The sequence below is a fragment of the Nostoc sp. LEGE 12447 genome (genome assembly GCF_015206985.1).
Taxonomy (GTDB): Bacteria; Cyanobacteriota; Cyanobacteriia; order Cyanobacteriales; family Nostocaceae; genus Nostoc.
Map to the genome: position 1 here is coordinate 45,790 of NZ_JADEXT010000008.1, position 17,357 is coordinate 63,146.

2 protein-coding genes are annotated in these 17,357 nt (G+C 43.9%); both read right to left on the bottom strand.

Annotated features, from left to right (window positions below; genetic code table 11):
* Positions 1-20: 20 nt before the first annotated feature.
* Positions 21-7,421, bottom strand: a complete 7,401-nt coding sequence (locus IQ274_RS11625; RefSeq protein WP_194142361.1) for a non-ribosomal peptide synthetase — start codon at positions 7,419-7,421, stop codon at positions 21-23.
* Positions 7,418-17,290 (bottom strand): non-ribosomal peptide synthetase, encoded by a 9,873-nt coding sequence (locus tag IQ274_RS11630; protein ID WP_194142362.1) that lies wholly within the window; start codon positions 17,288-17,290, stop codon positions 7,418-7,420. Before IQ274_RS11630 ends, IQ274_RS11625 begins: the two co-directional genes overlap by 4 nt.
* Between the last annotated feature and the right edge of the window lie 67 nt (positions 17,291-17,357).

The following is a 17,357-nucleotide window of genomic DNA, read 5'->3' on the forward strand; positions in this document are numbered from 1 at the left end:
AAATTTTAACTCAAATGAACTCACTTAATATCTACAGGATGCGGGTTAGATAAGAACTTGATAGGCCGAATCTGATTATCAAAATCAGGTTTATATTCATCACCTATAACTTCTTGCGCTTGCTCAATGCAAGCTTTCAACTGTTCTGCTAATACCTGAACGTTGGGCAGATTCATCATCGTCACATGATTACCTGGGACAAAATGGACATTCACTGGTTCGGCAGAAAATTTGCTCCAGCCCCAGTGCAAATCCTGCAAAATCTCAGAAAGTACTTCACTATTAGATTCATCAACCTTGACGACATTCTCCTTGGCGCGTAAGAGAGTAATTTTGGTTGGATAAATCTCTTGTGGTACATAATTAACTACAGCGTTAGCTTTGAGCAGTTGCACCATATTATTAAGCTGCGTAATTTCATCATCAGGAGGTAAGATATCAGCATTTTTTAACCTTTCTAGAACGTATTTCAACTGATCTTCCCAAACCATAGATTGAAGAGTCTCGACAGAACAATCCATGTTTTTGCCGTAAACAACTTCGATTGTGTCTGCTAATTCAGCCAACCATTTAGTGTTATCCAAATCAAAAGCTGATGGATTTTTCTGATGAAATGGTGCTGTAGTATCAAGAATGGCAACTAAAGCAACCTTATGACCTTTACGAAGTAACTGCTGCGCCATTTCAAAGGCTAATTTACCGCCAAAAGAATGCCCTGCTAAAAAATACGGCCCCTTTGGTTGAACAACTAAGAGTTCTTGAATATAACGGGCGGCTACATCCTCAACTTGGGTAATTAGTTCTTCTCCTTCACCAGGAGCAATTGCTTGGAAACTGTAAAATGGTTGGTCTGAACCCAGACAACGGGCTAAATCATACAAGTAAAAGGGATAGCCCGCAGCCCCTGGAAGACAAAACAAAGGTGGCTTAGAACCGTGCGGCTGAAGTATTACCAAGGGAGATCCACTCTTAGAATCTGAATCGAATGGTACAATAGTTGCCAATTGTTCAATAGTCGGATTTTGGTAAAGGCTGGCGATCGCAATATCTTTACCAAACTGCTGTTTAATTTGAGCCATTAAGTAAGGAGTTAAAAGAGAGTGACCACCGAGGTCAAAAAAGTTATCTTTTACTCCCACTTTGTCAACTTTCAAAATTCTTGACCAGATTTGCGTTAGTTCCAGTTCTACTTGGTTGCGTGGAGCAACATATTTGTCTGAATTACTGCTGTGTAAATCTGGTGCAGGCAATGCACGGCGGTCTACTTTGCCGCTAGGAGTTAGTGGCATTGATTCCAACATTACAAAAGCGCTTGGCACCATGTAGTCTGGTAGCTTTGCTTTCAGGAATTGCCGCAGTTCATTGATTGTGGGTGTACAGTTCTGATGTGCTACCACGTAGGCAACTAGGCGTTTATCACCCGGAGTATCTTCGCGGGCAATGATACAACATCCCTCCACATCTCCATGCTGGCTCAGTACTGCTTCAACTTCTCCTAATTCAATGCGGAAACCTCGCACCTTAACCTGATTGTCAATGCGCCCCAGGTATTCGATGTTGCCATCTGGTAAATAGCGGGCTAAATCCCCTGTTTTGTAGAGGCGATCAGAATTAAAGGTTTCCCCTCTGCTCCCCTGCTCCCCTGCTCCTCTGCTTCTTTTGAAGGGATTGGAGATAAATCTCTCTTGTGTTAACTCTGGCCGGTTGAGATAGCCTCGCGCCAAAGAGACACCACCAATGTGCAATTCTCCTGCTACACCCACGGGTACAGGCTGTAGGTACTTATCCAGGATGTAAATTTGCGTGTTAGCAATGGGACGACCAATCGGAGGCAGTAGCGGCCAAGCCTTTACTGAGTTATTCAGAGTAAAAGTGATGATTACATGGCTCTCCGATGGCCCGTAATGATTGTGCAAAGTACAATCATTTAATTTGCTTAACCATTGAGAAATCGCCGGAGTCATCTGCAACTGTTCCCCAGCAGTAATGATTTCCCGCAGATGACTATTAACTAATTCACTACCAACAGCGACTTCAGCTAGTTGCTGTAAGGCAACAAAGGGAACAAACAGTCTCTCAACAGCTTTTTCTTGGAGAAAACCTAACAAAGCTGAGGTATCTCGGCGCAATTCCTCCGTAATTAAGAACAATGTGCCTCCCGAAAACCAGGTAGAAAACATTTCTTGGAAGGAGACATCAAAGCTAATAGGAGCAAATTGCAGCGTTTTTGCTCCAGTGGAAATTGTATTATTTTGCAGTTGCCACAGAATCAGATTGCAAAGAGCAAGCTGATTCAAGGCTACACCTTTAGGCTTACCTGTAGAACCAGAGGTATAAATTACATAAGCTAAGTTATTAGTTTGTACACCAGAGATAAGATTGTCCTGACTCAACTGAGAAATCATCTGCCAGTCAGTATCCAAAAAGACTTGGCTTGCTTGATGCTGAGGTAATCTGTCGAGGAGTGAATGTTGGGTTAGCAACACTGAAACTTGAGCATCTTCTAACATGAAAGCCAAACGCTCTTGAGGGTAGTTTGGATCGAGTGGCACATAAGCTCCACCAGCTTTGAGAATGCCAAGTAGTCCTACTACCATCTGTAGCGATCGCTCTACACAAATGCCTACTAGCACATCTGCGGTTACTCCTAAAGACTTCAGGTAGTGCGCCAACTGGTTAGCACGGCAGTTTAACTGCTGGTAAGTGAGTTGTTGATTTACTCTCCGAGAAGCCTCGCTGCGCTCGTCTACAAACTCCACCGCCACTGCATTGGGTGTACGCTCTACTTGTTCCTCAAACAACTGATGGATAGATTGATCACGGGGATAATCCGTCAGAGTATTGTTCCATTCAACTAATAACTGCTGTTGCTCTGTCTGTGATAGCAGAGGCAATTGTGAAATCCGCTCCTCTGGGTTAGCAACAATTCCAGAGAGCAATGTCACAAAATGTCCAGTCATCCGTTCAATTGTGCTGGCATCAAATAAGTCAGTGTTATATTCCCATACACCCGCCAGTCCATTACCAGTGTTTTGTATTGATAAAAACAAATCAAACTTGGCAGTTGCGCTTTCTACTGGCAAAGAACTGATAGTTAAATCAGCAAGCTCTATCTCAGACATAGGCACATTCTGGAGGGTAAACATGACTTGGAAAAGTGGTGTATGACTGAGATCCCGATCTGGCTGCAATACTTCTACCAGCATTTCAAAAGGTAAGTCTTGATGAGCATAAGCATCCATTGCCATCAATCGAACGCGACCAAGTAATTCGTTAAAGCTGCGATCGCCTGATAAGTCAGCACGTAACACTAAAGTATTGACAAAAAAGCCAATTAACCCTTCAATTTCATTACGATTACGGTTTGCAATTGGCGAACCCACCAAAATATCTTCCGTACCTGTGTAGCGGTAAAGCAGGGTGTCAAACGCTGCCAACAACGTCATAAAGAGAGTACAACCTTGCTCCTGGCTCAGTTTTGTCAGCTTATTGCTTAACTCAACTGAGAGTGCAAACTCTTGATGTCCACCAGCGAAAGTCTGCACAGATCCTCTGGGTCGGTCTGTTGGTAGGGACAACAAGGCTGGTGCAGCTTTTAGTTGTTGTTGCCAGTAACTTAGTTGAGTTTGCAGTACCAAGCCTTGCAACCAATTTCTTTGCCAGATAGCAAAATCTGCGTACTGAATCGACAGTGGTGTTAAAGGCGACGGCTCACCTTGAGAGTAAGCGTTGTATAGTGCTGCTAGTTCTTGGATAAACACACCCATTGACCAGGCATCAGAGACAATATGGTGCATACATACACTCAAAACGTGTTCTGTCTCGGACAGCACAATTAATGTTGCCCTAACTAATGCTTGGTTTGCTAAGTCAAACGGTTGATTAGCTTGTTGTTGCGCTAATTGCTGTGTAGCAATTTCTTGTTCAGTTGTTGATAAATGCTTCAAGTCAACAACTGAAACTGTCCAATTCGTTTGTGTTTGAATAAGTTGAGAAGGTTTGCCATCAACTATCACAAAGTTGGTGCGTAAGGCTTCGTGGCGATTAATGATTTCATACAAGCTTTGTTCTAAGGCAACTTGATTAAGAGTTCCGACTAGATGCAAAGCCATAGGAATGTTGTATATGGCGCTGTTCGGCTCGAACTGGTCTAAAAACCAAAGACGCTGTTGAGCATAAGACAGTGGTAATTCTGCATTCTTTACCCTTGGTAAGATGGGTGGAGAAACCAATTCTAAGTCTTGTTGCTGCAATTGCTCAATCGAACGCGCCAATTCGGCAACTGTTTTTCTGGCAAAGAACTCACGCAATGGTAGTTCCACTTTGAAAATGTTGCGGATACGTGAAACTAGTTGCGTTGCTAGTAGTGAGTGTCCCCCAAGTTCAAAGAAGTTATCATATATGCCTACTTGGTCTACTTTCAGCGCTTGTGTCCAAATTTGCGTCAGCATTTCTTCAATCGGAGTGCGCGGGGCGACAAAACTTATTTCCAGTCCCTCACGAGAGTCTGGCGCTCTCAATGCGCGACGGTCTACCTTGCCGTTGGGAGTCAGAGGTAAAGACTCTAGCATCACAAAAGCATGAGGTATCATATATTGTGGCAGTTGACTAGAAAGAAACGATCGCAACTGGCTGATTGTAGGTGGATGCTGTTTATGTCCTACCACGTAGGCGACTAAGCGTTTATCACCAGGATTATCTTGACGAGCAATAACACAAGCTGTCTGCACATCGCTATGTTGGTTCAGTAATTCTTCAATTTCTCCTAACTCGATACGGAAGCCGCGGATTTTTACCTGATTGTCGATGCGTCCCAGGTATTCAATGTTTCCATCTGGTAAATAGCGTGCTAAATCTCCGGTTTTATAAAGTCGGGGACTGGGGACTGGGGATTGGGAATTAGGAAGAATTTCTGCTCCTCTGCCCCCCTGCTCTCCTGCTCCCTTAAAAGGGTTGGGAATAAATTTTTCTTTTGTCAACTCTGGACGATTAAGGTAGCCTCGTGCCAACCCCAAACCACCAATATGCAATTCACCTGGTACACCAATCGGTACTGGTTGCAGATATTCATCTAAAATATAAACTTGGAGGTTGGCGATCGCCTTACCAATAGATATTTTATTGTCATCTTCAGTGCATTTTGCGATTGTGGCACAGACACTAGCTTCTGTTGGTCCGTAGGCATTGAAGAAGTTTCTGCCAGCAGACCATTGTCTGATTAATTCAGATGAACTTGCTTCTCCCGCTACAATTATTGTTTGCAGTGCCAACAGTTCCGACCCAGGCATAACTGCTAACGCCGATGGTGGTAGGGTGATATGGGTAATGCTGCGATCGCTCAATTGCTCAATTAATGGCTTCCCTGGTAGTAGAGAGTCTTTTGTTCCCAGATACAGCGTTGCACCTGAACCCAAAGCCATCAAAATTTCTGAGATGGAAGCATCAAAACTGAAGGAGGCAAACTGGAGAACGCGACTATCCGAAGTCAAGCCAAAAGTTTGAATCTGAGCTTGAGCTAAGTTACATAATCCCTTATGCTCAACCATGACACCTTTAGGTTTACCTGTTGAACCAGAAGTGTAAATCAGATTAGCTAGATGAAAAGCTTTGACTTCAGTTGTTGGATTATCTTGATTCTTTTGGGGAATTTGTTCCCAAGCTTCATCTAAACAGATAAGTTTTGCTTGATGCTCAGGAAGTCTGTCAATAAGTCGCTGTTGAGTCAACAGTATAGAAACTTGAGCATCTTCTAACATGAAAGCCAAACGCTCAGTAGGATACTCTGGATCAAGTGGTAGGTATGCTCCGCCTGCCTTGAGAATCCCTAACAGTCCCACGACCATATCTATTGAGCGTTCCACACAAATACCCACCAGCGTATCTGGTTTTATACCCAAAGACTGCAAGTAATGAGCTAAATGATTAGCGCAACAATTCAATTGGCGGTAAGTCAGTTGTTGATTTTCAAATACTACAGCTATAGCATCAGGTGTAAGCTCTACCTGCTCCTCAAACAACTGATGAATACACTTATCAACAGGATAATCTGCTTGAGTATCGTTCCATTCAACTAATAACTGCTGTTGCTCTGTCTGTGACAGCAAAGGCAATTGCGAAATCCGTTCCTCTGGGTTAGCAATAATACCTGAGAGCAATGTCACAAAATGCCCACTCATCCGCTCAATTGTGCTGGCATCAAATAAGTCAGTGTTATATTCCCATATCCCCACTAGTCCAGCAGCTGAGTTGTGCATTGATAAAGTTAAATCAAACTTAGCAATTGTGCTGTGGGCGCTCAATGAACTGATAGTTAAGCCAGCAAGTTCTACTCCAGACATGGGCGTATTCTGAAGGACAAACATCACCTGGAATAGTGGCGGATGGCTGAGATCCCGTTCTGGTTGTAATGCCTCAACTAGCATTTCAAATGGCAACTCTTGATGAGAGTATGCTCCTAAAGCTACTTGCCGAACGCGAGAAAGTAATTCGCTAAAACTGGGGTTGCCTGATAAGTCAGTACGCAATACTAAAGTATTGACAAAAAAGCCAATTAACCCTTCAATTTCACTGTGTTCGCGGTTTGCGATCGCAGACCCTACCAAAATGTCTAATTGTCCTGTGTAGCGGTAAAGTAGGGTATCAAAGGCTGCCAATAACGTCATGAACAAAGTCACCCCTTGTTTCTGGCTCAGTTGTGTCAGCTGATTACTTAACTCAACTGAGAGGGCAAACTCTTGAATTGCGCCAGCGAAAGTCTGTACAGCAGGTCTTGGTCGGTCTGTAGGTAGGGACAACAAGGCTGGTGCATCTTTTAGTTGTTGTTGCCAGTACGAGATTTGATTTTGTAGTACCTCCCCTTGCAACCACTCTCTTTGCCAAATGCCAAAATCTACGTACTGAATCGGTAGTGGTGTTAAAGGTGACGGCTCACCTTGAGAATAAGCATTGTATAGTGCTGCTAGTTCTTGGACAAATACACCCAATGACCAGGCATCAGAGACAATATGGTGCATACACAGTAACAATATGTGTTCTGTCTTAGACAGCACAATTAATGTCGCCCTGATTAATGCTCCCTCTGCCAAGTCAAAAGGCTGAATCGCTTGTTGTTGCGCTAATTGCTGTGTAGCGATTTCTTGTTCGCTTGGTGGCAGATATTCGCACTCAACAACTGAAACTGTCCAATTAATTTGTGTTTGAATGATTTGAGAAGGTTTTCCATCAACCGTAATGAAATTAGTGCGTAACGCTTCATGGCGATCGATAATTTCTTGAAAGCTTTGTTCTAAGGCAGCCCGATTGAGATTTCCCACTAGACGCAAAGCTAAAGGGATGTTGTATATAGCACTGTTCGGCTCTAACTGGTCTAAAAACCACAAACGCTGTTGAGCATAAGATAGGGGTAATTCTTCAGTCATCATCTTTTGCTCCTTGGTAGAATGCGTGGAACAGTTAGGTCTAAGTTTTGTTGCTGTAACTTGCCGATTAATGGCGCTAATTCAACGATGGTCGGGGCATTAAACAATTCGTGTAAAGGGAGTTGGACTTTAAAGCGATCGCGGATGCGTGAAAGTACTTGTGTTGCTAGTAGCGAGTGTCCCCCAAGTTCAAAGAAGTTATCGTGTATGCCTACTTGCTCTACTTTCAGCACTTGTGACCAAATTTGTGCCAGTATTTCTTCAATCGGAGTGCGCGGGGCTACATATTTTTCTGTGCCTTCACTATGTAAATCTGGTGCAGGTAGGGCGCGACGGTCTACTTTGCCGTTGGGAGTGAGTGGCATTGATTCCAACATCACAAAAGCGTTTGGCACCATGTAGTCTGGTAGCTTTGCTTTCAGAAATTGCCGTAGTTCATTGATTGTAGGTGTACAGTGCTGATGCAGAACCACGTAGGCAACTAAGCGTTTATCACCTGGGGTATCTTCACGGGCAGTGACTACAGATGCCTGCACATCATCATGTTGGTTGAGTAATGCCTCAATTTCTCCCAACTCGATGCGGAAACCGCGAATTTTTATTTGGTTGTCAATGCGTCCCAGGTATTCAAGATTACCATCAGGCAACCATCTGGCTAAATCGCCAGTTTTGTAGATTCGTTCTTTTTTACCAAATAAATCGAGTTCGATGAATTTTTCAGCTGTGAGTTCGGGACGGTTGAGATAGCCACGGGCTAAACCAGCACCTGCAATACAAAGTTCCCCAGGAATGCCGACAGGTAGGAGTTGGTTTTGGTTGTCTAAAATGTAAATACGTACATTGGCAATTGGCTGTCCGATTAATAAATCACTCGCCAGATCCCTTTTTCCAGTTGCTTCGTAGACACAACACCCGACAACCGCTTCTGTCGGCCCATATTCGTTAATCAAGCGGGTATCAGGAGCATGAGTCAACCAGGGAATTATTTGGTTAGCGTGTAATGCCTCACCGCCTAAAACAAAGGCATTGACCCGATTCGGCATGGTATCAGGCTCAATTTGCTGATTGAGTATTTCCAGATGGGAAGGTGTGATTTTGACCAGGGATAGATGATTGTTTTGTTTAACAATGTCTGCTAGAAGCTGCAATTCTTGTTTTTCTCTTACCAAGATGGTGGTACGCCCACAAATTAGCGGCAGGTAGAGTGATGTAATGGTTGCATCAAAGCTAAGAGAAGACTGCACAGGTGTACCTTGTCCTTGTGCTACTGCGTAGTAGTCTTTAGCCCAATGTAAATAATTACTTAAACCTCGGTGCGGTAGTTGTACCCCTTTGGGTTTCCCTGTAGAGCCTGATGTGTAGATTACATAAGCTAAATCATCAGGTTGACTTTGCCGACTGGGGTTCTCTGTAGATTGGTTGGCAAAGTTATCGCGATCTAAATACAGTATCGAAGGGGATTGCGGAAAAGTTTCTTTATTCCCAGTCCCTGATCCCCAATCCCCAGCCCCCAATTTAAGTTGACTATGGGTGAGCAAAACCTTTGCCCCACAATCTTGCAGTATGAAACGAATCCGCTCTTGTGGGTAGTTCGGGTCAATTGGCACATAAGCCCCACCCGCCTTAAGAATGCCTAACAATCCCACCACCATTTCTATTGAGCGTTCCACACAAATACCCACAAGCACGTCTGCGGATACTCCCAAAGACTTGAGGTAGTGCGCCAACTGGTTAGCGCGACTATTCAACTGCTGGTAAGTGAGTTGTTGATTTTCAAATATAACTGCTACTGCATCGGGTGTGCTATCAACCTGCTCCTCAAACAACTGATGGATGCACTTATCAAGGGGATAATCTGCCTGAGTATCGTTCCATTCCACTAATAATTGATGCTGTTCGACTTCTGTCAGCAGGGGCAATTGTGAGATTTGCTGTTCTGGGTTAGCAACAATTCCTTCGAGCAATGTCACAAAATGCCCACTCATCCGCTCAATTGTGCTGGCATCAAATAAGTCAGTGTTATATTCCCATACACCCACCAGTCCATTACCAGTGTTCTGCATTAGTAAGGTAAGATCAAACTTGGCAGTTATGCTTTCTGCCATCAATGGAGTGACACTCAATCCAGGCAACTCTACTTCAGACAAAGGCACATTCTGGAGGGCAAACATCACTTGGAACAATGGTGTATGACTGAGGTCTCTGTGTGGTTGCAATGCTTCCACCAGCATTTCAAAAGGCAAATTCTGATAAGTGTATGCCTCCATTGCCATTTCTCGAACGCGACCCAGTAATTCACTAAAGCTCGGATTACCTGCCAAGTTAGTACGCATAACTAAGGTGTTGACAAAAAAGCCAATTAACCCTTCTATTTCACTGCGATCGCGGTTAGCAATTGGCGAACCCACCAAAATATCTTCCGTACCTGTGTAGCGGTAAAGTAGCGTATCAAACGCTGCCAACAACGTCATAAAGAGAGTACAACCTTGCTCCTGGCTCAGTTTTGTCAGCTTATTGCTTAACTCAACTGAGAGTGCAAACTCTTGATGTCCACCAGCGAAAGTCTGCACAGATCCTCTGGGTCGGTCTGTGGGTAGGCACAACAAGGCTGGTGCATCTTTGAGTTGCTGTTGCCAGTAACTCAGTTGGCTTTGCAGTACGTCTCCTTGCAACCATTGTCTTTGCCACAGTGCAAAATCTGCATACTGAATCGGCAGTGGTACTAAAGGTGACGGTTGAGCTTGAGAATAAGCGTTGTACAGTGCTGCTAGTTCTTGAATAAACACACCCATTGACCAGCCATCAGAGACAATATGGTGCATACACACTAACAATATGTGTTCTGTCTCGGACAGCACTAGTAATGTCGTCCTAACTAATTCTTGATTTGCCAAGTCAAAAGGCTCAATAGCTTGTTGTCGCGCTAATTGCTGCATAGCGATTTCTTGTTCAGTTGTTGATAAATGCTTCAAGCCAACAACTGAAACTGTCCAATTCGTTTGTGTTTGAATAATTTGAGAAGGTTTTCCATTAACGGTTACAAAATTGGTGCGTAAAGCTTCATGGCGATTAATAATTTCATACAAGCTTTGTTCTAAGGCAACTTGATTAAGTGTTCCGACTAGACGCAAAGCCATAGGAATGTTGTATATGGCATTGTTCGGCTCGAACTGGTCTAAAAACCACAGACGCTGTTGAGCATAAGAAAGTGGTAATTCTGCATTCTCTGCCCTTGGTAAGATGGGTGGAGAAACCAATTCTAGGTCTTGTTGCTGCAATTGCTCAATCGAACGCGCCAATTCAAAAACTGTTGCTGAGGTAAACAATTCACGCAATGGTAGTTCCACTTTGAACCAGGTGCGGATACGTGAAACCAGTTGCGTTGCTAGTAGTGAGTGCCCTCCAAGTTCAAAGAAGTTATCATATATGCCTACAAGCTCTAGTTTCAGCACTTGTGCCCAAAGGAGTGCCAGCATCTCCTCAATGGGTGTGCGCGGGGCGACATATTTTTCTAGCAGTGTGGTGTCTAAGTCTGGTTTTGGTAAAGCGCGGCGGTCAACTTTGCCGTTAGGAGTCAGGGGTAAGGATTCTAAGATTACAAAAGCACTTGGCACCATGTACTCTGGCAGCTTTGTTTTGAGGAATTGCCGTAGTTCGCTGATTGCGGGTTTACAGTCCTGATGTACTACCACGTAGGCGACTAAACGTTTATCACCAGGATTATCTTGACGAGCAATAACACAAGATACTTGCACATCCTCATGTTGGCTCAGGACTGCTTCTATTTCTCCCAACTCAATGCGGAAACCACGTATTTTTACTTGATTGTCAATTCGTCCCAGGTATTCAATTGTGCCATCTGGTAAATAGCGGGCTAAATCCCCTGTTTTGTAGAGGCGATCAGAATTAAAGGTTTCCCCTCTGCTCCTCTGCTCCCCTGCTCCTCTGCTTCTTTTGAAGGGGTTAGAGATAAATTTCTCTTGTGTCAATTGGGGGCGGTTAAGGTAGCCTTTTGCTAAACCTAAACCACCGATATGCAATTCTCCGGCTACGCCTACAGGAACTGGTTGTAAGTGTGAATCTAAAATGTAAAATTGAGTGTTGGCTATGGGACGACCAATAGGTGCGATTGCGCGGAGCGCAGCGCCAGAGGCGATCGCACTTCTAGTTTCTAGTTGCGTTGACTCATTCCTAAGTTGGCAAATACTCGACCAGATTGTTGTTTCTGTCGGCCCATAGAGATTCCATACCTGAGCACCAGTTTCTAGTAATTGATGGGCTAATTGAGGTGGTAAGGCTTCTCCTCCACACAAGAGTTTCATTCCCAACCGTTGAGTAGATAAGCCGGAAGCTACCAGCATTTGCCAAGTCGCTGGAGTCGCTTGCATCACCGTTGTGCTTGAGTGCTGTAATTCTAGTAACAGCCTAGCGCCATCACTGGCGACTTCACGCCTAACTACTACTACCTTTGCTCCTACTATGAGTGGCAGATATAGTTCCAAAGCCGCAATGTCAAAGGATATGGTAGTAACGGCACAGAAAGTATCAGAGTCAGTTAATCCTGGACAATGACTCATGGAAGCTAAAAAGTTGACTACACAGTTGTGGCTAACTTGAACTCCTTTTGGTTTGCCTGTAGAACCTGAAGTATAAATTACATAAGCCAAGTTTTCTGGTTTGCTGCCAGTAAGTGGATTTTCTCGACTGTGTTGCTCAATGAGTTGGCGATCGCTATCCAAACATACTACCTGTGCGGTATGCTCTGGCAAAGATTCCAATAATGATTGCTGAGTTAACAACACTGGCAGCGCCGCATCATCTAATATGAAACTCAAACGTTGTTGGGGATAGTCTGGGTCAAGTGGCACATAAGCCCCACCCGCCTTGAGGATGCCCAGTAATCCCACAACCATTTCTATGGAGCGCTCCACACAAATACCCACCAGCACATCTGCGGACACTCCCAAAGACTGCAAGTAATTTGCCAACTGGTTAGCGCGACAGTTTAATTGGTAGTAAGTAAGTTGTTGGTTTTCAAATATAACCGCTACAGCATCGGGGGTGCGCTGAACTTGCTCTTCAAATAACTGATAGATGCACAAATCTTGTGGATAATCTACTCCTGTATCGTTCCACTCCACTAATAATTGATGCTGCTCAATTTGTGTCAGCAGGGGCAATTGTGAGATTTGCTGTTCTGGGTTAGCAATAATTCCCTCAAGCAATGTCACAAAATGGCCCGTCATCCGCTCAATTGTGCTGGCATCAAATAAGTCAGTGTTATATTCCCATACACCCACTAGTCCAGTAGCAGTATTCTGCATGAATAAATTTAAATCAAACTTGGCAGTTCTGCTTTCTGGCATCAATGGAGTGACACTTAACCCAGCCAACTCTACTCCAGACAAAGGCACATTCTGAAGTGCAAACATCACTTGGAACAATGGTGTATGACTGAGGTCTCTTTGTGGTTGCAATGCTTCCACCAGCATTTCAAAAGGCAAATTCTGATAAGTGTATGCCTCCATTGCCGTTTCTCGAATGCGACCTAGTAATTCACTAAAGCTCGGATTACCTGCCAAGTTAGTACGCATAACTAAGGTGTTGACAAAAAAGCCAATTAACCCTTCTATCTCACTGCGATCGCGGTTAGCAATGGGAGATCCCACCAAAATGTCTTCTGTACCTGTGTAGCGGTAAAGCAGGGTATCATAAGCTGCCAACAGTGTCATAAACAAGGTTACTCCTTGCTTTTGACTTAGTTGTATCAATCCTTGAGTAAGCTTCTGTGAGAGTGCAAACTCTTGATGTGCGCCAGCGAAAGTTTGCACAGCAGGTCTTGGTCGGTCTGTGGGTAGAGACAACAAGGCTGGTGCATCTTTGAGTTGCTGTTGCCAGTAACTCAGTTGGCTTTGCAGTACGCCTCCTTGCAACCATTGCCTTTGCCACAGTGCAAAATCTGCATACTGAATCGGTAGTGGTGCTAAAGGTGACGGTTGAGCTTGAGAATAAGCGTTGTACAGTGCTGCTAGTTCTTGAAGAAACACACCCATTGACCAGCCATCAGAGACAATATGGTGCATACACACTAACAAGATGTGTTCTGTCTCGGACAGGACTACTAATGTCGCCCTAACTAATGCTTGATTTGCCAGATCAAAAGGCTGAATCGCTTGTTGTTGCGCTAATTGCTGTGTAGCGATTTCTTGTTCAGTTGTTGATAAATGCTTTAAGCCAACAACTGAAACTTTCCAATTCGTTTGTGTTTGAATAATTTGAGAAGGTTTTCCATTAACGGTTACAAAATTGGTGCGTAAGGCTTCGTGGCGAGCAATAATTTCATGCAAGCTTTGTTCTAAAGCAACTTGATTAAGAGTTCCGACTAGACGTAAAGCTAAGGGGATGTTGTATAAGGCACTGTTCGGCTCGAACTGGTCTAAAAACCAAAGACGCTGTTGAGCATAAGACAGTAGTAATTGAGCATTCTCTGCCCTTTGTGCAATGAATGGTGTAGAAAGTTCTAAGTCCTGTTGCTGCAATCGCCCAATCGATTGCGCCAATTCGACAACTGTTGCTGAGGCAAACAATTCACGCAATGGTAGTTCCACTTTGAAAATGTTGCGGATACGTGAAACTAGTTGCGTTGCTAGTAGTGAGTGCCCTCCAAGTTCAAAGAAGTTATCATGTATGCCTACAAGCTCTAGTTTCAGCACTTGTGCCCAAAGGAGTGCCAGCATTTCCTCAATGGGTGTGCGCGGGGCAATATATTTTTCAAGCAGTGTGGTGTCTAAGTCTGGTTTTGGTAGGGCGCGGCGGTCTACTTTGCCGTTGGGAGTTAGGGGTAAGGATTCCAAGATGACAAAAGCGCTCGGCACCATGTACTCTGGCAGCTTTGCTTTGAGGAATTGCCGTAGTTCGCTGATTGCGGGTTTACAGTCCTGATGTGCTACCACGTAGGCGACTAAACGTTTATCACCAGGATTATCTTGACGAGCAATAACACAAGCTGCCTGCACATCGCTATGTTGGTTCAATACTGCTTCAATTTCGCTCAACTCAATGCGAAAACCACGTATTTTTACTTGGTCGTCAATACGTCCGACGTATTCTATATTGCCATCATTTAAATAGCGTGCTTTATCCCCAGTTTTGTAAAGGCGGGAATGTGGTTCATCACTAAAAGGGTGGGGGATGAATTTTTCTTGTGTTAACTCTGGACGTTTAAGGTAGCCTTTTGCTAATCCTGCACCACCAATATGCAATTCTCCTGGTACACCTACAGGTACTGGCTGTAAATAAGAGTCCAATATATAGATTTCAACATTGGCTATGGGGCGACCGATGGGTGGTGAAATATTATTATCCCGCCCATTAGAAACTACTAGTCCTGAAGTTGTGACAACAGTATTTTCAGTTGGGCCATAATTATTCACTACCTGGAAAGGGAGTAAACCTGATGGATATCGATGAAGCTTATCCCCCCCAGTTAGCATAGTTCGCAAAGTTGTACTTTCTGGCCATTCCAGAGACAATAATTGCTCTGCCATTGGTGTTGGCAGAAAACTGATAGTGATCTTTTTCGATTCCAACCAATCTTGCAAATCCACTGGGGATAAAAGAATTTCAGGTTTGACTAAATATATACTTGCTCCTGCGGTCAGGTAAGGCCACAACTCCCATACAGCAGCATCAAATGCTGTTCCTGCTAGCTGAGTAGCTTTGTCTAAGGTCGTGATTTTAAAAGTGCGTTGATGCCAGAACACCAAATTTAGCAATCCTTTATGGGCAATCAGCACTCCCTTGGGTTGACCTGTAGAACCGGAGGTGTAAATCACATAAGCCAAATTAGTTGCTTGTGTCTCAGGTATTAAATTATCCTGACTACATTGAGAAATAACCTGCCAGTCAGCATCTAAACAAACACGTTGTGCAGTATGCTCAGGCAATCTGTCAATGAGTTTCTGCTGAGTCAGCAACACTGAAACTTGAGCATCTTCTAACATCAAGCGCAAACGCTCGGTAGGATAGTCTGAAGCAAGTGGCAAATAAGCGCCACCCGCCTTCAGAATCCCTAGCAGTCCCACCACCATTTCTAAGGAACGCTCGACACAAATACCCACTAGCACATCGGCTTTTACACCTAAAGACTTGAGGTAGTGCGCCAACTGGTTAGCGCGACAGTTTAATTCGTGGTACGTAAGATGTTGATTTTCATACACCACTGCTACAGCATCGGGAGTACGTTCAACCTGCTCCTCAAATAACTGATGAATGCATTTATCTTGGGGATAATCTACCCCTGTATCATTCCACTTTAGTAATAACTGCTGTTGCTCAATTTCTGTTAGCAGAGGCAATTGTGAAATCTGCTTTTGAGGATTAGCAACAATTCCTTCGAGTAATGTTTGGAAATGCCCCCTCATCCGCTCGATTGTGCTGGCATCAAACAAGTCAGCATTGTACTGCCACACACTCACCAATCCAGTTGCAGTATTCTGCATTGATAAAGTTAAATCAAACTTGGCAGTTGCGCTTTGGGCTGGCAATGAACTGATAGTTAAGCCAGCAAGCTCTATCTCAGATATGGGCGCATTCTGGAGGACAAACATCACCTGAAATAGTGGTGTATGGCTGAGGTCGCGTTGTGGCTGCAATGCTTTTACCAACTCCTCAAAAGGCAGGTCTGGATGAGCATAAGCTTGTAGTGTCATTTGGCGCACTCTACTTAGCAATTGCTGAAAACTGGGGTTGCCCGACAAATCGGTACGTAATACTAAAGTATTGACAAAAAAACCAATTAACCCTTCAAGTTCCAAGCGATCGCGGTTAGCAATGGGCGTACCCACTACAATGTCATCGGAGTCTGTATAGCGATAAAGCAAGGTGACAAATGCCGCAAACAGCGTCATGAATAGGGTGGCTCCTTCTTGCCTAGTGAAATTAGCGATCGCTTCACTCAGTTCAACTGAAAATTCTCCATATTGAATTTCGCCCCGAAAAGTTTGAATCGCTGGTCTTGGTCTGTCTGTGGGTAATTCTAGTAAGGTAGGAGCGTTTTTGAGGAGTTGCTTCCAGTAATCAAGCTGTGTTTGGAGTACTTCTGATTGCAACCATTGCCGTTGCCAAATAGCAAAGTCGGCATACTGAATTGGTAGCTCAGGTAGCTCTGGGGACAAGTTATTGCAGATGGCTGAGTAAATGGTTGCTAACTCGCGCATCAATACGCCTATTGACCAACCATCCACTACAATGTGGTGTATTGTTAGTACCAAAGCGTATTCTACCTCTGTGAGTTTAACCACAGAAGCTCGGATTAAAGGAGAACTAGCAAGGTCAAAGGGTCGATTAGCTTCAGTTGTGGCTAATTGTTGGCAAGCGATTTCTCTTTCACTTTCAGGTAATTCTGATAAGTCTACTATTGGCACATTTAAGTTTAAGCTGTCAGTAATTACCTGGACTGGCTGCTCGTTGATAGTGCGGAAGTTAGTACGTAAAGCTTCGTGGCGATGGATAATTTTGTTGAGGCTTTGCTCTAGCGCCACGACGTTTAATTTACCGTGAAGTTTTAGAGCGGCTTGTTCGTTATAGGAGGGGTTATCTGGTTCCAATTGGTTTAATAACCAGAGTCGTTCTTGGGCAAAAGACAGAGGTAAGTTCTGAGGACGCTCGGCTTTGATCAGGGGTGAATCTGTATCGTTGTCCGCATTTTTCTCGTGCAGCAAGAAGATAAGTTCTGCTTTATTTTTAGCTAATAAATCACGAGTTTCTAGTGTCAATACCCCTTTTGGAGCATTAACACGCAACTGCTCACCTTCAACCCACAACTTTACACCCTGTTTACTAAGATCAACTACCAATTGTTCGATATTCACAGAAACATTACCTCTATTCGCCTAATTAGTAATTCGTAATTCGTAATTCGTAATTTAAAATTATTTG